Origin of the sequence: Bradyrhizobium sp. I1.14.4 (assembly GCF_050435825.1) — a bacterium.
Classification (GTDB): Bacteria; Pseudomonadota; Alphaproteobacteria; order Rhizobiales; family Xanthobacteraceae; genus Bradyrhizobium.
This window is the reverse complement of record NZ_JBNDLA010000021.1, coordinates 95,464-114,680: the sequence shown is the minus strand read 5'-3', so window position 1 is coordinate 114,680 and position 19,217 is coordinate 95,464. Positions and strand designations below refer to the sequence as shown.

Genomic DNA, 19,217 nt, shown 5'->3' with positions numbered 1-19,217 from the left:
AATCTCTCTCACGGACGGCTCCCTTGTCTGAGATTTGCAACAACCTCATTCTGGCACAACTGATGCCGTAGGGGGCCGTCCACCCCATCAACCACCGAAGGCGGTTCTAGAAGGAATGTCGGCCCGAGTCTTGGTCACTGCGGAGTTCGGGGGTTATGGGCCCCGGCCTTCGCCGGGGCGACGAAAGGCTGCAACGCCTACAAGATAAACCGGCTCAGATCGGCGTTCTTGGCGAGGTCGCCGACATGCTTGGTCACGTAGTCGGCGTCGACCTGAATGGTCTCGCCGTGGCGGTCGGGCGCAGTGAAGGAGATCTCGTCCAGCACCCGCTCCATCACGGTCTGCAGCCGCCGCGCGCCGATGTTCTCGACCGTGGAATTGACCGCAACCGCAATGTCGGCCAGCGCGTCGATCGCGCCGTCGGTGACGTCGAGCGTCACGCCCTCGGTCTTCATCAGCGCAACGTATTGCGTGATCAGCGACGCTTCCGGCTCGGTCAGGATCCGGCGCATGTCGTCGCGGGTCAGCGCCTGCAACTCGACGCGGATCGGCAGGCGGCCCTGCAACTCCGGCAGCAAGTCCGACGGCTTGGCGATATGGAAGGCGCCTGAGGCGATGAACAGGATGTGGTCGGTCTTGACCGCGCCGTGCTTGGTCGAGACCGTGGTGCCCTCGATCAGCGGCAGCAGATCGCGTTGCACGCCCTCGCGGGAGACGTCGCCGCCGGCGCGGTTCTCGCGCACGCAGATCTTGTCGATCTCGTCGAGGAAGACGATGCCGTTGTTCTCGACCGCGCTGATCGCTTCCAGCACCAGCTGATCGGTGTCGAGCAGCTTGTCGGATTCCTCGTTGACGAGGATCTCGTGCGAGCCTTCCACCGTCAGGCGGCGGGTCTTGCTGCGTCCGCCCATCTTGCCGAAGATGTCGCCGAGCGAGATCGCGCCCATCTGGGCGCCGGGCATGCCGGGGATCTCGAACATCGGCATGCCGCTGCCCCCCGACTGCGTCTCGATCTCGATTTCCTTGTCGTTGAGCTCGCCGGCACGCAGCTTCTTGCGGAACGACTCGCGCGTCGCCGGGCTCGACCCGGGGCCGACCAGTGCGTCCAGCACGCGCTCCTCGGCGGCAAGCTGGGCGCGCGCATGAACGTCCTTGCGCTTGCGCTCGCGGGTTTGCGCGATCGCCACCTCGACGAGGTCGCGGACGATCTGCTCGACGTCGCGGCCGACATAGCCGACCTCGGTGAACTTGGTGGCCTCGACCTTGAGGAACGGCGCACCCGCGAGCTTGGCTAGCCGCCGCGCGATCTCGGTCTTGCCGACGCCGGTCGGCCCGATCATCAGGATGTTCTTGGGCAGAACCTCCTCGCGCAGGGAACCGGCAAGCTTCAGCCGTCGCCAGCGGTTGCGCAGCGCGATCGACACCGCGCGCTTGGCGTCGGCCTGGCCGACGATGAAGCGGTCAAGCTCGGAAACAATTTCACGGGGAGAGAAGTCGGTCATTGGCTCTAGCTAGGTTGAAATCGCGGTCTCGGCAAGCGGCAGTCTCCCGCCTAGAGAATGGGCGGCCCGGACTGCCACTGCCTGATCGCCTCGAACGGGTGGATCAGCATGATGATGTTCAGCGTCAGATTGTCGCGAATGTGAAGCAGCATCACGATTTCGAACACAACTCCGAGCGTGACTGTTGCGACGATCGGCAGCTTGCGCGCCAGCAGGAAGCCGAGAACCATCGCGAGCGTGTCCGAGACCGAATTGACGATGGTGTCGCCGTAATAGTCGAGCGAGATCGTGCCGGCGCGGTAGCGCTCGATGATCCAGTTGGAGTTTTCGACGATCTCCCAGCTGCCCTCGATCAGCATCGCGACAATCAGCCGCCCCGGCCAGGCGAGCCGCGGCAGCAGGAGAAAAGTCAGGCCATAGAACAGCAGGCCATGCAGCACATGCGACAGCGTGTACCAATCGGCGATGTGCTGTGAATTCTCCGAGCTCTGAACCGCGCCATGCCAGAGTTTGACATAGCCGCAGGCGCAGATCGGCAAACGACCCATCGCATAAAGCAGCGCCGCCTGCAGTGCGAGCAGCGCGGCGGCGAGCACCAGGCAGTGCCACGCTGAAACGCCGGTCGCGGGCTTAGGCGCGAGCGTCATGCATCGCGGACCATCAGCAGCGCCGGCCCGTCGGGCGAATCGACCATTCCAGCCTCCTGAAAGCCCGCTTTCGCATAGGCGCGCACGGCCCGCGCATTGGCCGGATCGGGATCGGTGACGACGCGTGGCGCGCCTTGCGCCAGCCGGTCGTCGACAAAGGCGCGGATCAGCGCCGAGCCGTGGCCGCGCGCCACCATACCGGGCTCCCCGATGAAGAGATCGATCCCGCACGTGCCCTCCAGCTGCTTGCCGAAGCCGGAATTCCACGCCGTCAGGTCGTAGCACTGGATGTAGCCGAAATCGCTGCTGTCGGCGGCAACGATGAGCTGATCCATGGCCGGCTCATCGAGGTCACCGCTGACCAGTGCGTATTGCTCGGCCGGATCGCCCCACCATTGGCGGACATGCGGCAACGCCAGCCACCGCTTGATCCGTGGCAGGTCGGCCGTCGTCATCGGGCGGAAATGATAGGGGTCGGCCATGCTCAGCCGCCGATCGTCTCGATCGTCACATTCCGGTTGGTGTAGACGCAGATATCGGCGGCGATATCCAGCGCGCGGCGGACGATGGCCTCGGCGTCCTTGTCGGTATCGATCAGCGCGCGGGCCGCGGCGAGGGCGTAATTGCCGCCGGAACCGATCGCTATGACCCCCGATTCGGGCTCCAGCACATCGCCGGTGCCGGTCAGTACCAAGGAGACGTCCTTGTCGGCCACGATCATCATGGCCTCCAGCCGGCGCAGATAGCGGTCAGTCCGCCAGTCCTTGGCGAGCTCAACGGCCGCCCGGGTCAGCTGCCCCGGATATTGCTCCAGCTTGCTTTCCAGCCGCTCGAACAGGGTGAACGCATCGGCGGTGGCGCCGGCAAAGCCACCGATCACGTCGCCCTTGCCGATCCGCCGGACCTTTTTGGCATTGGCCTTGATCACGGTCTGGCCGATCGAGACCTGGCCGTCGCCGCCGATCACCACCGTGCCGCCCTTGCGGACCGTGCAAATCGTGGTGCCATGCCAGACCGGCAGGTCATTTTGGGATGCTTGCATAGGTTACCTCTCTTCCGGGCAGATTTAGGCTGTCGGGCAGGGGGTTACAATCGGGGAGGTTTAGCAACGATTTCCGGTCACCATGGCCCGAAGTTGGGGCGTTTCGAGGTCATCCCGCAGTAGCGAAGGTGACATCAGCCTGTTAAAAGACCGGCGTTTTCGGCACGGGAAAGCTTAATCTTCATGCGCACGGCAACCATCAAGCGCAAGACCAAGGAGACCGACATCGAGGTGACGGTCAACCTCGACGGAGCGGGCGTATCCACGGTTTCGACCGGGATCGGCTTCTTCGACCATATGCTCGACCTCCTGGCCCGGCATTCGCGCATCGACATCACCGTGAAGGCGGACGGCGATCTCCATGTCGATTACCACCACACCACCGAAGACGTCGGGATCGCGCTCGGGCAGGCCGTGAAGCAGGCGCTCGGCAACATGGCCGGCATCACCCGCTACGCCTCGATCCACATGCCGATGGATGAGACGCTGTCGCGCGTCGTGATCGACATTTCCGGCCGCCCGGTGCTGGTGTTCAAGGTCGAGTTCCCCCGCGACAAGATCGGAGAGTTCGACACCGAACTGGTGCGCGAGTGGTTCAACGCCTTCGCGATGAACGCCGGCGTGACTCTTCACGTCGAGACCCTATATGGCGAGAACAGCCATCATATCTCCGAATCCTGTTTCAAGGGTTTGGCGAGGGCGCTCCGGACGGCGGTTGCGATCGATCCGCGTGCCCAGGGCGAGGTGCCCTCGACCAAGGGTCAGCTCGGCGGCTGATCCCGGGAGCGTGATCCGGAAACGGTGGCACCGTTTTTTCTGGAGATCATGCCGTAAATAGAGTCCATCCTCGGCGGAGCGTTCGATGCCGGTCTATACAGTGCATGCCCCTGTGGCCAACGGCGCCGATCTTGCGGCGACCGACAAGTTCGTGTTCGTGCGCGACGGCTTCCATTTCTGGGCCGCGGTTGCGGGCGCGGTCTGGCTGGCCTGGCATCGGCTCTGGCTGGCGCTGATCGGCTGGCTCGTTGTCACCTTCGTGATCGATTATGTGCTGGCCAAGCTCGGTGTGGGCCGTGGCGCGATCTTGTTCGTCGACCTGGTGCTGATGCTATTGCTCGGCCTCGAGGCGGCAAGCCTGGAGCGCTGGACGCTGTCGCGGCGCAGATGGCGCCAGCTCGACATCGTCGTGGCCGACAACGTGGAGGCTGCCGAGCGCCGCTTCTTCGAGCGCTGGACTGCGCGGCATCGCGGCGCCCTCAACGACCAGCGGTCGGTCGATCGCGGCGGACCGCCCCCGACCCGGGACGTTCCCGGTCAATCATTCTCAAAACCCCCACCGATGCCGCAGGGCGGCATCATCGGATTGTTTCCAGAGCCAGGAGGATCGCGATGACCGTTGCAATCATCGATTACGGCTCCGGCAATCTGCATTCGGCGGCAAAGGCCTTCGAGCGCGCCGCGCGCAGCATGGAGGATCCGCAAGCCATCAAGGTGACGCGCGATCCCGACGCGGTGTATCGCGCCGATCGTATCGTGCTGCCCGGTGTCGGGGCGTTCGCCGATTGCCGCCGCGGCGTCGACGCGGTCGACGGCATGCTGGAAGCGCTGACCGAGGCGGTGCGGGTCAAGGCGCGGCCGTTCTTCGGCATCTGCGTCGGCATGCAGCTGATGGCGACGCGCGGCAAGGAGCACGTGATCACCGAGGGCTTCAACTGGATCGGCGGCGATGTTGAGAAGATCGAGCCGCGCGACGAGAGCCTGAAGGTCCCGCACATGGGCTGGAATACGCTCGATATGGTGCGCGAGCACCCGGTGCTGGAACGGCTGCCGCTCGGGCCGAAGGGGCGTCACGCCTATTTCGTGCACTCCTATCACCTCAACGCCGCCCACGAGGCGGACGTGCTGGCGCGCGCCGACTACGGCGGACCGGTGACCGCGATCGTGGGCAAGGACACCGCGATCGGTACCCAGTTTCACCCCGAGAAGAGCCAGCGCTTCGGCCTTGCTTTGATCTCGAATTTCTTGAAGTGGAAGCCGTGATTCTTTTTCCAGCGGTTGATCTGAAGAACGGCCAGTGCGTGCGCCTGGAGCAGGGCGACATGGCGCGCGCCACCGTGTTCAATCTCGATCCGGCGGCGCAGGCGGCGAGCTTCGCCGCGCAGGGCTTCGAATATCTCCACGTCGTCGATCTCGATGGCGCCTTCGCCGGCAAGCCGATGAATGCCCACGCGGTGGAGGCGATGCTGAAAGCCGTCATCATGCCGGTGCAGCTCGGCGGCGGCATCCGCGACCTCAAGACCATCGAGGCCTGGCTCGACAAGGGCATCACGCGCGTCATCATTGGCACTGCGGCGGTGCGCGATCCTGAGCTGGTGAAGGGCGCGGCGAAGAAATTCCCCGGCCGCGTCGCCGTGGGCCTCGATGCGCGCGATGGCAAGGTCGCGGTCGAGGGCTGGGCCGAAACCTCGCATGTGAGCGCGCTCGAGATCGCGCAGCGCTTCGAGGATGCCGGCGTCGCCGCGATCATCTTCACCGACATCGCCCGCGACGGCCTGCTCAAGGGCCTCAACCTCGATGCGACCGTCGCCCTCGCCGACCGCATCTCCATTCCGGTGATAGCCTCCGGCGGTTTTGCCTCGATCGACGACGTCAAGGCGCTGCTCGAGCCGCGCGCCAGGAAGCTCGCCGGCGCGATCGTCGGCCGCGCGCTCTATGACGGACGGCTCGATCCCGCCGCCGCGCTTCAACTGATCCGCAGCGCGACTTAGGAGACAGAGATATGTTCAAGGTTCGCGTGATCCCCTGTCTGGACGTCAAGGACGGGCGCGTGGTCAAGGGCGTCAACTTCGTCGACCTGCGCGATGCCGGCGACCCGGTCGAGGCCGCGATCGCCTATGACGCTGCAGGCGCCGACGAGCTCACCTTCCTCGACATCACTGCCACCCATGAGAACCGCGGCATCATGCTGGATGTGGTGCGGCGGACGGCGGAGGCCTGCTTCATGCCGCTGACCGTTGGCGGTGGTGTCCGCACCGTCGACGATATCAAGACCCTGCTGCGGTCCGGCGCCGACAAGGTCTCGATCAATTCCGCGGCCGTCAGCCGGCGCGAATTCGTGAAGGAGGCCGCCGAGAAGTACGGCGAGCAATGCATCGTGGTTGCGATCGATGCCAAGCGGGTCAAGCGTGCCGGCGGCTCCGACCGCTGGGAGATCTTCACCCATGGTGGGCGTAATGCCACCGGGATCGATGCCATCGAATATGCCCAGGAGGTCGTCTCGCTCGGCGCCGGCGAAATCCTGCTGACCTCGATGGACCGGGACGGCACTCGGCAGGGTTTTGACCTGCCGCTGACCCGGGCGATCGCGGACAGTGTCCCCGTACCGGTCATCGCGTCTGGTGGCGTCGGCAATCTCGATCACCTGGTCGATGGTGTCCGCGAAGGGCACGCCACCGGCGTGCTGGCCGCGTCGATCTTCCACTTCGGGGAATTTACCATCCGCCAAGCCAAGGATCACATGGTACGCGCCGGCCTGCCGATGCGCCTCGATCCGTAGCGCGTCGTCTGGGACTCCTTGTCACAAAAATGCTAAGTCCCCACCTAGGGGATGGCACAAGAGCGGTGCCGATGCGCATGCTTGAGTTGAGTTGATGTCGCGTTTCACGGTCCACGATTTGGCCGCCACCATCGACGCCCGTGCTGCGGCGGGCGGCGAGGCGTCCTATACCCGCAAGCTGCTCGACAAGGGCGCGGAGCACTGCGCCAAGAAATTGGGCGAGGAGGCGGTCGAGACCGTGATCGCCGCGGTCGAGAATGACCGCGATCACCTGATCGCGGAAAGTGCCGATCTCGTGTTTCACCTGCTGGTTCTGTTGAAATCACGCGGCGTGAGGCTGGAGGACGTCGAGGCGGCGTTGGAGAAGCGCACCTCGATGTCGGGACTGGAAGAGAAGGCGTCGCGCAAGCGCGACTAGCGCAAATGATCGAGCGCATTGAGAGGGGCAGCCTCATGGATATCCGGGCACCAGATCAGCAGTACAACCCCTACCGCGTCTTCACGCGCCAGCAATGGTCGCATCTGCGCGACGATACGCCGATGACGCTTGAGCCGGGCGAATTCGATCGTCTGCGTTCGATGCACGACCGCCTCGACCTGCAGGAGGTCGAGGACATCTACCTTCCGCTGTCGCGGCTGCTCTCCATTTATGTCGATGCGACCCAGCGCCTGTATTATTCGCAGCGCCAGTTCCTCGCGATCCGCGATCGCAAGATGCCCTACATCGTCGGGGTCGCGGGCTCCGTCGCGGTCGGCAAGTCGACCACGGCCCGCGTGCTGCAGGCGCTGCTGGCGCGCTGGTCGCCGCGGCCGAAGGTCGACCTGATCACGACCGACGGCTTCCTGTTTCCGAATGCGGTGCTCGAGCGGCAGGGCATCCTGCAGAAGAAGGGCTTTCCGGAAAGCTACGATCTGCCCACCCTGCTGTCGTTCCTGAGCGACATCAAGGCTGGACGGCGTCGCGTGCGCGCGCCGGTCTATTCGCATCTGACCTACGACATTGTGCCGAACAAATGGGTCGAGATCGACCAGCCTGACATCCTGATCGTCGAGGGCGTCAACGTGCTGCAGACCGGGCGGTTGCCGCGCGACGGCAAGGCGGTGCCGTTCGTTTCCGACTTCTTCGACTTCTCGGTCTATATCGACGCGGATGAAGCCGCGCTGCGGCAGTGGTACATCAAGCGCTTCCTGGCGCTGCGCGACACTGCGTTCACCGATCCCAGGTCCTACTTCCACCGCTATGCGCCACTGTCGGACGAGGAAGCAACCGCAACCGCGATCGCGATCTGGGAGCGCACCAACCTTGCCAATCTCGAGGATAACATCCTGCCGACTCGCCCGCGCGCGACGCTGATCCTGAAGAAGGGCGCCGACCACGTGGTGCAGTCGGTCGCGCTGCGTCGGCTGTAATCGTTGTTCGGTTAGGGCGGCCACATCATGGCTGTCGTCCCGCGAACGCGGAGACCCATAACCACAGGTGCCCGTCGCTTGCCGGTCTGTGGCCGCAGCGGGATACAAAATCAAGTCCGGTGGCTATGGGTCCCTGCTTTCGCAGGGACGACACTGAGGTTTTGGCTACTACGCCGCGATATGCCGCGCGGCGGCCAGGCCAGCGAGCGCTTCTTCCAGCTTCTCGCGATCGAGCGGCTTGATCAGAAAACCATCCATGCCTGCCTCGAAACAGGCATAGCGGTCCTCCACCAGCGTGTTGGCGGTCAGCGCCAGGATCGGGGTCCGGCGTCCGGACTGGCCCGCTTCATGGGCACGGATCTGCTTGGTGGTCTCGATGCCGTTGAGGCGCGGCATCTGGATGTCCATCAGGACGATGTCGTAGGGCGTGCCGGCCGACGTCGCCGAGAGCCAGGATTCCATCGCCTGCTCGCCGTTGGTGGTGATGACCACGTTGTGGCCGAGCCGGGTGAGCAGCGAACGCATCAAGAGCGCGTTGATCTCATTGTCTTCGGCGACCAGGATCGAGAGCCCCTTGTCCGGCGGCGGGGACGCTGGCGCAGTGGGCGCGGCCTCGGCGGCCGCGTCGATAGCAAGGCTTGACGTCGCGAGGTTTGACGTCACAAGACTTGACGTCACAAGACTTGGCGCTGCGATTTCGGGTGACGCGGTCAGGCGTGCGGCGAGCGACGACGCGCGCAATGGCTTGACCAAATAGCCGGTGAACATGGCTGTCTCGGAGGCCGAAAGGTCCTGCCGCGTCGCCGGCGTGACCATCACGATGCGATGGGACGCATGGATGCGAGCGGCGTCGGCAAACGCTTCGATCGCCGGCGTGCCGAGCGTGTGATCGATGAGGACGGCGTGCCAGCTCCGCTCCGGCAGCAGCGCCTCGGCGACATTGGCATCCGATACGATGCAGGTCTGCGCGCCCCAGCGCTGCAACCGCCGCGAGATCAGCGAAACCTCGATGCTGTGCAGCGCAACGAGCATGATCGATTGGCCGGCGAGGTCAGGCGCTGTGAAGCTGTTGGCCGCGCCGGTGTCGGCGACGGCCAGCGGGATCGAGACCTCGAAGGTCGAGCCCGCGCCCGGCGTGCTCGCGAGCGTGATGCGGCCGCCCATTCGCTTGACGATGCGGTCGCTGATCGAAAGCCCGAGGCCGGTGCCGCCATAGCTGCGCGCGATGCGGTCGTCGGCCTGCTCGAACTCCCGGAAGATGCGTTGCTGCGCTTCCGGTGCGATGCCGATGCCGGTGTCGCGGACCAGGAAGCTGATCTCGTTCGGCCAGATGCCAGGCTCGACGATCAGCGCCACGCCGCCGGTCGCGGTGAACTTGATGGCATTGCCGGCGAGATTGAGCAGCACCTGACGCAGCCGCGCGGCGTCGCCGATCACCTGCATCGGCAACCGCTCGTCGACATAGGCGGCAATCTCGATGCCTTTGGTCTGCGCGCGCGGCGCCAGCAGCTCGGTGATGTCCTCGATCAGGCCGGACAGCGCGAAGGCGCGGTGTTCGAGATCGATCTTGCCGGCCTCGATCTTGGAATAGTCGAGCAACTCCTCGATCAGCGCGAGCAGCGCGTCGCCGGACGTCTTGACCGCCTTGACATAGGTCATCTGCTCCGGCGTCAGCTGCGTGTCCATCAACAATCCGCTCATGCCGATGATGCCGTTCAGCGGCGTGCGGATCTCGTGGCTCGCCATCGCAAGGAAGCGCGACTTGGCGCGGTTGGCGGCGTCGGCCTGATCGCGCGCTTCGGACAGGGCGCGCTCGCTCTCGGCGCGGTCGGTGACGTCGCGGCCGACGCTCTGCATCTCTGCGGGCGCGCCGGCATCGTTGCGCACGAGACCCTCGCGCCAGGCGATCCAGCGCGGCCCGAGCGGTCCGTCGATCTTCTGGTCGTAGACCCGCGTGCCGTTGGATTCGAGCGCGATGTCGCCCTGCTCGAGCACCTTGAGCGTGGCGGTGCTGCCGATCAATTCGTTGCGGGAACTCTGTGCCAGCTCGCAATAGGCGTCGTTGGCGTAGGTGATGCGGCTGTCGAGGTCGCGCAGCACGATCAGGTCGTCCTGCGCCTCGAACAGGGTGCTGGCGCGTTGTTCGGCTTCCTGCAGTTCCCAGTTGCGGTCGGCCATCGCCTCATTGTGCATGGCGATGGTGCGCAGCCTCTTGCGCATCAGCCGCAGGCGGATGCCGAGCGTCACGATCCAGAGGCAGGCGAGTGCGAACAGGAAGCTGACCCCGATCGCGAATGCATTCGGGTCGTAGCCGCTCTGTTGCGAGAGGGCGCCCGAAATGAACCCGAAGGCGCTGCCGAATGCGACGGAGAAGATCGTGAAGGAGCGGACGATCGTCGCGACCCAGGAATGGCGCCGCAGGAAGCGACGAAGCCGTAACTTGATCCGGAAGAAACGCCCCATCAACGGTGGCCCTGAGATAGCTTGATCTGCCGATGACGATGCGTCGGCCACCTTGCAAAGTGCTTGAGGTTGGTGGCCGTTTCGCGCCGCACTCGGAACAAGGTTAGCGGGAGGTTAATTCCGCCATTGTCTGGCCGAGGAAGCGCGCGTGAGGCTCGAGCGATGCGGCTTCGATCCGGCGATGGTCGCCGCGGGCGCTGACGATCAGGGCCGCGGCATCGCGCGCCGAAAACGTCTTCGACCGGACGTAGACGCGGTAATCGAACGGACCTTCATGGGAAAGATAGATGACGGGGCCGGTTGCGGTCGGATTGCTGGAAATCCCGATCAGCTGCGGTGCCGCGCGGCTGTCGCACGCGCCGGCCTCGGCATCGTCGATGTCGTCGATCACCGTGAAGTCGGCAGCTTCGGCGCTGTCGGCAATCTGCACCCGGACGGTCGCAAGGCTGGGATTGTCCGTGAAGCTGACGTGAAGCTGCGCCAGCCAGGGGGCCGATGCGATCTGCATCGTGGTGCCGCCCACCTCGATGCAAGGCCGGGGGCCCGGCAGGATTTCCGCGCGGGCAAATACCGCGGCCACGGCAAGGGGCACCACCGAGGCCAAAACCTTCATACGCAACATGACACAACTCGCTCGACCCAAGCCTGCCGCGGATCGCGGCGCTTATGGTTTGCGGAGCGTAAAGAAAACTCGTTACCACCGCGTTGACACGGCGCAGTCCGGCACGAATCGGGACAGCGCTTCCGTTTCGGTCAGGCTGCGCGGCGGAGATCGTCGGCCAATGCACGATAGGACAGCGCTTCGGCGAGGTGCAGCCGGCCGATCGTCTCGGCGCCGTCGAGATCGGCGAGCGTGCGCGCCACCCGCAGCACGCGGTGATAGCCGCGCGCGGTGAGGCGCATGTTGTCGGCTGCCTCGCGGAGCAGCTTCTGCCCATGCGCGTCGGGCTGTGCGATGGTTTCGAGCAGCGAGCTCGGCGCCTCCGCATTGGTGCGGACATGCGGCATGCCGGCCGCCGCATAACGCGCGAGCTGGATATCGCGCGCAGCCGCGACGCGTCGGGCGACCTCGGCCGAGCCCTCCGCCGCCGGTGGCAGGATCAGATCCGCCGCGGTCACCGCGGGCACTTCGATCCGAAGATCGATGCGGTCCATCATCGGGCCGGAGATCCGCATCTGGTAGTCGGCGGTGCAGCGGTCGAGCCGGCCGCGCTTGCAGGAATAGCCGGGCTCATAGGCGTGGCCGCAACGGCACGGATTCATTGCCGCGACCAGCATGAAGCGCGCCGGATAGGTGACGCGATGGTTGGCTCTGCTCACCGAGACCTCGCCGTTTTCCAACGGCTGGCGCAGCGAATCGAGCACACGCGGATCGAACTCCGGCAATTCGTCGAGGAACAGCACGCCCTGATGCGCGAGCGAGATCTCGCCGGGCTTGGCGCGCATGCCGCCGCCGGTCAGCGCGGCCATGCTGGCGGAATGATGCGGGCTGCGGAACGGACGCCGCGCGGTCAAGGCGCCGTCGCGGATCTCGCCGGCAACGGAGGCGATCATCGAGACTTCGAGCAGCTCCGATGGCGACAGCGGCGGCAGGATCGAGGGCAGTCGCGCCGCCAGCATCGATTTGCCGGCGCCGGGCGAGCCGATCATCAGGATATAGTGGACAATTAAATTACTAAATGTTAATGATCCCGGATGGTTATATCCCCACCAGCGGACCGGCCGAAGGCCTATTCCTACGTCAGGATGTCCACCGACCTTCAGTTGAAGGGCGACAGCCTCCGCCGTCAGCGTGAGGCCTCTCGGAAATATGCTGAAAATCACGGTCTTGAGCTGGTCGAGGACTTCGATCTCCACGACATAGGTGTCTCGGCCTACAAGGGCAAAAATCTCGCCTCTGGGGCCTTCGGACGGTTCCTGGAGGCCGTTCGGGACGGGAAGATCGAGAAAGGCTCGTACCTGCTTGTTGAGTCGTTCGACCGGATGAGCCGGCAGGAGCCCATGATGGCCCTCAAGCCATTCATGGAGATCGTCGAAAGTGGCCTGATCCTCGTGACGCTGGACGATGAACGTGTCTTCAGCGGCAAGGTCAGCTTTGAGGACCTGATTATTTCGATCGCCAAGATGAGTCGGGCGAACGAGGAATCAGCCAGGAAGAGCGATCGCCTATCTCAGGCGTGGAAAGCAAAACGGGCCGGCATTGGTCTCAAGAAGCTCACGGCCCGCTGTCCAAGCTGGCTGCGCCTGACCCGAGACCGGATGGATTTCGAGGTCGTCGAAGACCGGGCAGCAGTGGTCCGCAGGATTTTCGACGAGGCTGCATCAGGGATCGGCACGTTCACGATCGTTCGCCGCCTGAACGAGGAGGGCGTCCCGACCTTCATGGGGAAGGGTGGCTGGCAGAACTCGACCGTCAACAAGGTCCTGAGCAGCGCAGCAGCGATTGGGACATTCCAGCCCAACCGCATGGAAGGTGGGAAGCGGACGCCCGACGGCGATCCGATCCGCAACTACTTTCCCCGGATCGTGTCGCAGCCTGTGTTCGAGGCAGCGCAACGCGGCAGACTAGAACGAAAGACTAAGCCAGATAAAGAAACTGGGAAGAAAGGTAGCGGCGGACCGAAGGGTAAGCACTTCGCAAACCTATTTTCGAAGCTGGCGGTCTGCGACTACTGCAGCGAGCCAATGCACTACCAGAACAAGGGCCAACCACCCAAAGGGAGGGCGTACCTCGTTTGCTCGAACGCACTCCGCAAAGATGGCTGCGAGATGACCGGCCGGTGGCGTTATGACCAGTTTGAGTCGACGTTCTTGTCCTTCGTCGAGCAGCTTGATCTGGCATCGCTCGTGTCGTCGACTGAGCATTCGTCCAAGCGCAATGAGGTCGCGTTCTACCTTGATGCTGCCGTGGGCAAAATAAGGCTGTTGGAGGACGAGCAGCGCAAGGCTTACGAGATCGGCCTGAAAATGGCGGATTTTGACAGCGCATTCATTGCCGAGCGGATCAAGAAGGCAGAACTAGACTTGGTCGCAGCAAAGAAGCTGGAGAAGCAACTTCGCCACGAAATTTCGGTCCTCGACCAAACGGCATTGACGTATTACCGCAGCCCTGATCAGGTCGCCGAGCTGATCGAGCGTGTGCGGGCGGCCAGAGGCGGTGACGTGTATAAGCTCCGCGCTCAGATAGCATCGAGGCTGCAATCGTTGATCAGCGAGCTGCGTCTGACTGTCGACCCTGACGCTCAGAGCTTTGAGGTGGTGTTCAGAGACGGCCAAGGCATGATTTTGTTCGTCGATCCTGAAGACCCGACAAAATTCGTCCAGAAAGTCACGGGCGCTGCTCCGGATTTCGAGATGGTCTCCGCTGATGGCACGATTATCCAACTGCCGGCCGATGCGCCCGCGCTGGACGGGAAATAAAGATTCCCAAACAGGTCACTCAGAGAACTTAAATTCCCCCATCGGGAAACAAGCGTTCTCGGGTCAAGTAGTTCTTGACCGTCTGCGGGTAGAACTTCCGCCCCGTCGTCGTCGTAATTCCCGTGTCGTTCAAGTGCCGCGCAATCTCGCTGTATGATCGCCGCAATAAATCCGTATCCAATTTGGCCATTGGCCGAGACGCAAGTTCGTCAGCCGCCCTGCGATTCGTAGCGGCCAAATTCCGACCATTCGTGCCAAAAACTTTGTCTCGACGTTTTGCTTTGGCTATTCACCGGATCGGATATGGATACTTGTAAGTTCACCGACGCCCCTAATCGGCTTCAGGTAACTAAGCTCGACATGAGTAACGCTACCAGCTTCGAGCCGCGACTGCAGAGCCCAAAAAGCATCTGAAGGCAAGTACGCCAACATGGATCGCTGATTGCGCTTGAGCGTTACCGACAAAAAGAAGGGACGACCCGTGCTGTTCTTCGCAAGATCTTCATTAAAGCGTCTGGCGCAGACCAAAGAGCACGTCAGCTCTGCCCCGAGATGATCTGCGCTTGGAGGTTCGATTTTTACAACGGTCGTGTTCAGATCGATGATCGCCTCGTCGTCCACGAATTGATGTCCCTGCGCGTGATGATCGGAGATATAGTAACTAAACGAACTCGACTGAATTCTGCCGATCAGGTGGTGTTCTGGATCGAACTTTGCGTTGCGTTTCCTCGTTGCGGCCATGAACTGCTCCCATTAGACGATTGGTCAGCCGCGATCGAAGATAACTCGCCCTGCGGAGCCGCCCCAACCTAGTCAGGCCAGCGTCTCATGTAGTTTTTGACCGTCTGTGGATAGAATTTCCGCCCAGTCATCAGACAAGGAAGGAGGGCGAGCTCCCGTTCTTTAAAGCCCCGAATACAGCTCGACGTTCACTCCTCGTTTGCGGCCATCCACCCCAACGTTGAGGGTGCATCTGACACGGTCGCCCGAAGCCAACTTGTTGAATCTAGTCGTCGGCGTGCAGTCATTGCGATGAAAGAATAACTCTCCGCCCTCATCCAGCTTGATGAAACCGTACGTCTTCGTAAGGGACTTTATCGAGCCGAGGAGAATGAAGGTCGCATCCCGCGGCAAAGAATCTTCGTTGATCGGCCTAACATTAATAGCGCATGGCCCTTTCTCGCTCTTGCTAATCTCGAACTCAACAATTGCTCCAGCACCAAGTGCGGTAAAGTCCGCCTTACCCAACCAGCTTCCTCGATGGAAGAAGAGGCGCGATCCGCCAGTATCAACGAAGGCATAGTTGGTATGAAGTTGGGCTAAGCGCCCACGATTAGGCGGTGCTTCGCTTGCTTTGGCCGGACTTAGCTCCTCCGAAGGGATGGATGACAATGCTTTGCGCTGGTCCGACTGTCCGGAACGAGCGATCGGATCAGCAAGCCACTTCTCTATAGCGCTGACGCGTTTCTCTTCCCGCAGTCCCGCCAAGGCACGCTTGAGCGGCAATAGGTTGCGCATCGCATGGCCAACGTGCCTGGTCGTTCGTTGGTCAATCAGCGCTGGTGGCGCCGCCTCGAAAGTGTTTCTCGCTGCCTCTAAACAGTCTAATGCATCTATGAATTTCTGCTGTGTTATGAGTTGCTCAGACTTACGAAGGTCATTCTGTAGACTCAAATCAAGGTGAGTCCTTCGCAGCCGAGCTGAAAGCTTGTCAATGTCTTCAACAGCACGAAGGCGAGCGTCAGCTTCGGAGAATTTCCTTTGATACTGAAACACGCGGGCGCATTCAATTTTGACATATGCGGAGTTGGGAGCAAGCTCTTCTGCTTTCAGCAGTTGAGCCAGTGCCCGCTCTTGATCGCCAAGTTGCCACGAAAGGAAACCAGCGTACCACAGCCTCAGCGGCGCTCTTTGTGGTGCGAGCGAAATCGCGGCCTCGTACTCAGTTTCAGCCGAGAAGTAATCCTCTTGTTCAATATGAAGTCGGGCTTTGACTCTGTGAACTTCAAAATAGTTCGGCGATAGGTCATTGGCTCTTTGAATCTGAGTTTCGGCCTCTGTGCAATCTTTTCTAAAGACGCATTCCAAAGCGCGAGTAAGTATCTTCGCAACGATGTAATCATCCTTGTCTCGGACGAAAACATTCTTCATGTCGAATATGTCGGCTCCCGCTTGGGACGAAAACTCCTCTTGCGCAGATCTCAGAGCGTTCTGTTTTGATATGAGCTTCTTCTGTTCTTCGAGCGGGGGACGAATGAATTTCTGAATATACATGCGAGCGAGCGCGCTAAGTGTGTATCGATCTTCATCTTCAGAGCTTCTCCCACGCTCGACTGACAGCAAGTTGGAAGTGACCAGAACGGAAAGAGCGCTCTGTATGGTTAAGCTGTCTAAGTCGGTATAAAACGCCAGGCTAGCAACGCTTTGGGAGCCGTTGACGCTCGCGAGCGTGCTTGCGACGGTTCGTGAGTCTGCCGATAGTGAATTGAAGACGTTTTGAAGGCAGAACTGCAGAAGAACGGTTGGGTCACTAGTGAGGACGGTAGGCCGCCTTCCTGAGCGGACGCTCTGTATGAACCATTTGATGAAAAGAGGGTTGTGCTGCAGCTTTTCGCAGTATCCATCGACGACCTTGGGCGTGGCTGATGCTAGATCGTTGACACCCCAAACTCGCGCAGTCCGTCGGAAATAGAATGCTGCTTCTTTGCTCGCCAGCGGCGAAAGCGGAACTGGGAAGTCAAACGCACCAAGGCCGATGCGTGTTGTAAAGAGAATACGACTACCCGGGGGCACTTGGCGTACTAGATTGCGGATATTCTGATCGATGACCGTTTCGAGGTTGTCGATCACAAGCAAGATTCTATTGTTTCTTAAGTGCGTCAGCAAATCATCCATCGCGGATGTTTCGGTCTGGCGCCCGAGCAGCGCGGTCGCGCTTTCAATGATGCCTAGCGAGGACGAAATAGCCCCCTCGATCACCTGCATTTCCGTCAACGTAAGTTTAGTCGCCTTGGCGGTTGTCCAGACTATGGCGTCTAAACGAGCCTCTTCATCATCTAGTAAATCATAGCAAGCTTTTAGTGCTAAAGCTGTCTTTCCGAGCCCGCCCTCACCGACCACGGTCACAACGGGATAGGATCCCGTCAGTGCTCGCTTAAGTTCACCAAGCTCCTTTTCTCGGCCAACAAATCCCGTATCGTCGAATTCGACTTGAGGGAGATTGTGAAGAAGTTTAGTGCTCTCATCTGGCGTGTCTGGGATAGTAAGACTGGCAGCAAACTCCGGATCGCGGTCCAACTCTCGGCGGGTGGTTCGAAGATTGGCCCAGAGTGCACGGTGCGATTTGACAAGCTCACTCGCGAGATCAGATACCCGGGGCAGGTCATCGAATTCCAGCGGCCGCGTATGCATCACTCGATTCCGGATCGGAATCAGTCCCTCAAGACCTAAGTAGTATTTCTTTATGTACGTGCGGGTAACGTCGTCGAGCAAGCGATCGTGCGTACGTATTGCCTGAATCTCTTCTCCAAGGTCCAGATAGTCCAATAGGTCTTCAAAGTCGGGGACCGTATCAGCATTCTCCTTGCCAAAACGCTCCGTCGCTTTGTCCATCATCTGTTTGGGCAGCAGCTTATTCGGGTCGACAAGCGGAGCCACATGAAGGGTGAGAAAGTCCCTTAGGTCGCGCTCCAGTGCCGAAATCAGAGCATACATAGTCAGACGTTGTATCGTGTACGCCATGCGTGATCTCGAGCCTTTGCCAAGTCAACGATTCCGTGTGCAATGTATCGTAGGTTGTGTTCGCCTTGCTAGCCTTCCACCTTCGGGGCGCACGTAGCTAGTTGCGACTTTAGCAGTACTTGATAAGACTCGGGACACTTGGCCTGCGGTCCCCGTGACGCCACTATCGAACTGAGCGGATTGCTTGCTATCGACCGTGTAAGGAGTTGTAAGCCGCAAACTTGCGAATGGCTGCTCTAGGCGGACGAGTAGATGTTTACGGCAGACCTAATTAATGCGGTAGCTGGAGCGGTTCGCCAGCGGCGCCGTCACCCAAAGCGATTGGGCGGCTCAAATAGTTCTTGACCGTCTGTGCATAGAACTTTCGGCCAGTCACGGTCGTGATTCCCGAATCGTTCAGGTGTCGCGCAATCTCGGTGTAAGATAACCGCATTAAATCCGCGTCCAATCTCGCCCTGAGTTGGGATGCAAATTCGTCAGCTGCCTTGCGATTCTTTGCGGCCAAACACCGACCATTCAAGCCGAGAACTTTGCCTCGCCGTTTCGCCTCAGCCAAAGCCGCCTTTGTTCGTTCGGAGATCAGCCGGCGCTCCTCCTGGGCAAGCGCTGCGAATATGTGCAACTGGAAATCGGTAGCATCGGGCATTTCGGCGCAGACTAAGCCGGTGCCTTGCTCGAGAATGCTGGCTATGAAGCTGACACGGCGGGAGAAGCGATCGAGGCGGGCGATAACGATCTTGGCGTTCTCACGTTTGGCCAGTTGGATCGCCTTCTGTAATTCAACTCGCGAATCGTCTTTCCCCGATTGAACGTCGCAGAACTCGGCGATCAGTGTCCCGGCTCCCGATACGAACTCGGAAATCTTGCGATGCTGAGCGGCCAAACCAAGCCCAGACTTGCCCTGGCGTTCGGTAGACACGCGAAAATATGCGATGAACTTTGTCATGGGGTGACCCAAATCAGACGGTGGTCGCCGCCATCAATGAAACGCGCACGTCGGACAACAGCTGATACTGAAAATGCTGCCGTTTGGCCTGTAGTTGACGTCTACCCTTGATCCAGTCCTCCGCCGGACGGTCCTGACGATCAAATTGTGGGTGCATTTGGGCCGGGTCGTTCGTGGTCTCGTGGAGAGCAGTAAACGACAGCAACTCGACTGGTAATTGGGCTCCCCGGTTGGGGCAAACCTTCAACCCGTCGCTATGACAGTAGATAATACCGGCCAGAACAACGCAGTGGAGGTCATAGTCAAATGGCTTATTTCGCGGTTCACCAGGCTAGACGTAATGATTAGATGACTGACCCAGTCTTAAGGGATTCCAACCCTGGGACTGGCAGAACTTCATCCTAGCGCAACTTGAGCGAGCATGAGATTGTAGACAGGCCGTTCAGGGGTCAAGCGTGCGACTTCAAGGTGGAAAAATGCCTACCCCAGC

General features: G+C 61.2%; 18 protein-coding genes and 1 pseudogene. 8 read left to right on the top strand and 11 right to left on the bottom strand.

From position 1 onward, the window contains the following. Window positions 1–197: 197 nt before the first annotated feature. Genes hslU through hslV form a run of 4 tightly spaced genes read right to left on the bottom strand, consistent with a single transcriptional unit; the run spans window position 198 to window position 3,191 of the window. Window positions 198–1,502, bottom strand: coding sequence for an ATP-dependent protease ATPase subunit HslU (gene hslU / locus ABIB78_RS30190; protein ID WP_429031174.1), 1,305 nt, complete (start codon window positions 1,500–1,502; stop codon window positions 198–200). A 50-nt stretch (window positions 1,503–1,552) separates the two neighbouring features. Continuing rightward, window positions 1,553–2,149, bottom strand: coding sequence for a DUF2585 domain-containing protein (locus ABIB78_RS30185; protein ID WP_429031172.1), 597 nt, complete (start codon window positions 2,147–2,149; stop codon window positions 1,553–1,555). Beyond that, a complete protein-coding gene (locus ABIB78_RS30180; protein ID WP_429031169.1) occupies window positions 2,146–2,631 on the bottom strand; it encodes a GNAT family N-acetyltransferase in 486 nt (161 codons plus the stop codon). The genes ABIB78_RS30185 and ABIB78_RS30180 overlap by 4 nt, the downstream gene beginning before the upstream one ends. A gap of 2 nt (window positions 2,632–2,633) precedes the next feature. Then, a complete protein-coding gene (hslV, locus tag ABIB78_RS30175) occupies window positions 2,634–3,191 on the bottom strand; it encodes an ATP-dependent protease subunit HslV (protein WP_429031167.1) in 558 nt (185 codons plus the stop codon). A gap of 183 nt (window positions 3,192–3,374) precedes the next feature. On the opposite strand from hslV, the gene hisB reads away from it, so the two are divergent. From hisB to coaA, 7 genes are all read left to right on the top strand, one after another. Next, window positions 3,375–3,968 carry an imidazoleglycerol-phosphate dehydratase HisB gene (gene hisB / locus ABIB78_RS30170; RefSeq protein ID WP_021078165.1) on the top strand — a complete coding sequence of 198 codons (594 nt, stop codon included), beginning with the start codon at window positions 3,375–3,377 and terminating at the stop codon, window positions 3,966–3,968. Between the two features lie 85 nt (window positions 3,969–4,053). Next, a complete protein-coding gene (locus ABIB78_RS30165; protein WP_429031164.1) occupies window positions 4,054–4,584 on the top strand; it encodes a DUF2628 domain-containing protein in 531 nt (176 codons plus the stop codon). Next, window positions 4,581–5,231, top strand: coding sequence for an imidazole glycerol phosphate synthase subunit HisH (gene hisH, locus ABIB78_RS30160; RefSeq protein ID WP_429031162.1), 651 nt, complete (start codon window positions 4,581–4,583; stop codon window positions 5,229–5,231). The genes ABIB78_RS30165 and hisH overlap by 4 nt, the downstream gene beginning before the upstream one ends. Continuing rightward, window positions 5,228–5,959 (top strand): 1-(5-phosphoribosyl)-5-[(5-phosphoribosylamino)methylideneamino]imidazole-4-carboxamide isomerase, encoded by a 732-nt coding sequence (gene hisA, locus ABIB78_RS30155; protein ID WP_429031160.1) that lies wholly within the window; start codon window positions 5,228–5,230, stop codon window positions 5,957–5,959. Before hisH ends, hisA begins: the two co-directional genes overlap by 4 nt. 11 nt (window positions 5,960–5,970) lie before the next feature. Then, a complete protein-coding gene (gene hisF / locus ABIB78_RS30150; RefSeq protein ID WP_038382736.1) occupies window positions 5,971–6,747 on the top strand; it encodes an imidazole glycerol phosphate synthase subunit HisF in 777 nt (258 codons plus the stop codon). 94 nt (window positions 6,748–6,841) lie between these two features. Then, window positions 6,842–7,165 (top strand): phosphoribosyl-ATP diphosphatase, encoded by a 324-nt coding sequence (locus ABIB78_RS30145; RefSeq protein ID WP_429031158.1) that lies wholly within the window; start codon window positions 6,842–6,844, stop codon window positions 7,163–7,165. Window positions 7,166–7,200: 35 nt separating this feature from the next. Next, window positions 7,201–8,157 (top strand): type I pantothenate kinase, encoded by a 957-nt coding sequence (gene coaA / locus ABIB78_RS30140; protein ID WP_429031156.1) that lies wholly within the window; start codon window positions 7,201–7,203, stop codon window positions 8,155–8,157. A gap of 168 nt (window positions 8,158–8,325) precedes the next feature. On the opposite strand, the gene ABIB78_RS30135 is transcribed toward coaA, so the two are convergent. The 3 genes and pseudogenes from ABIB78_RS30135 to ABIB78_RS30125 all read right to left on the bottom strand — a co-directional run. Further along, complete coding sequence (locus ABIB78_RS30135) at window positions 8,326–10,620, bottom strand: response regulator (RefSeq protein ID WP_429031154.1); 2,295 nt, start codon at window positions 10,618–10,620, stop codon at window positions 8,326–8,328. Between the two features lie 103 nt (window positions 10,621–10,723). Then, window positions 10,724–11,242 carry a hypothetical protein gene (locus ABIB78_RS30130; RefSeq protein ID WP_429031152.1) on the bottom strand — a complete coding sequence of 173 codons (519 nt, stop codon included), beginning with the start codon at window positions 11,240–11,242 and terminating at the stop codon, window positions 10,724–10,726. 131 nt (window positions 11,243–11,373) lie between these two features. After that, a pseudogene (locus ABIB78_RS30125) lies at window positions 11,374–12,282 on the bottom strand (YifB family Mg chelatase-like AAA ATPase); the annotation flags it as partial. A gap of 33 nt (window positions 12,283–12,315) precedes the next feature. Here ABIB78_RS30125 and ABIB78_RS30120 point away from each other — a divergent pair. After that, window positions 12,316–14,040, top strand: coding sequence for a recombinase family protein (locus ABIB78_RS30120; RefSeq protein ID WP_429031150.1), 1,725 nt, complete (start codon window positions 12,316–12,318; stop codon window positions 14,038–14,040). Window positions 14,041–14,068: 28 nt separating this feature from the next. On the opposite strand, the gene ABIB78_RS30115 is transcribed toward ABIB78_RS30120, so the two are convergent. The 4 genes from ABIB78_RS30115 to ABIB78_RS30100 form a co-directional block, all read right to left on the bottom strand. Continuing rightward, a complete protein-coding gene (locus tag ABIB78_RS30115) occupies window positions 14,069–14,230 on the bottom strand; it encodes a recombinase family protein (protein ID WP_429031147.1) in 162 nt (53 codons plus the stop codon). 95 nt (window positions 14,231–14,325) lie between these two features. After that, window positions 14,326–14,781, bottom strand: coding sequence for a hypothetical protein (locus tag ABIB78_RS30110; RefSeq protein ID WP_429031145.1), 456 nt, complete (start codon window positions 14,779–14,781; stop codon window positions 14,326–14,328). Between the two features lie 162 nt (window positions 14,782–14,943). Then, window positions 14,944–17,781: an NB-ARC domain-containing protein gene (locus tag ABIB78_RS30105; RefSeq protein WP_429031144.1), complete on the bottom strand. Its 2,838-nt coding sequence runs from the start codon at window positions 17,779–17,781 to the stop codon at window positions 14,944–14,946. 271 nt (window positions 17,782–18,052) lie between these two features. Next, a complete protein-coding gene (locus tag ABIB78_RS30100) occupies window positions 18,053–18,727 on the bottom strand; it encodes a recombinase family protein (protein WP_429031142.1) in 675 nt (224 codons plus the stop codon). Window positions 18,728–19,217: the final 490 nt, after the last annotated feature.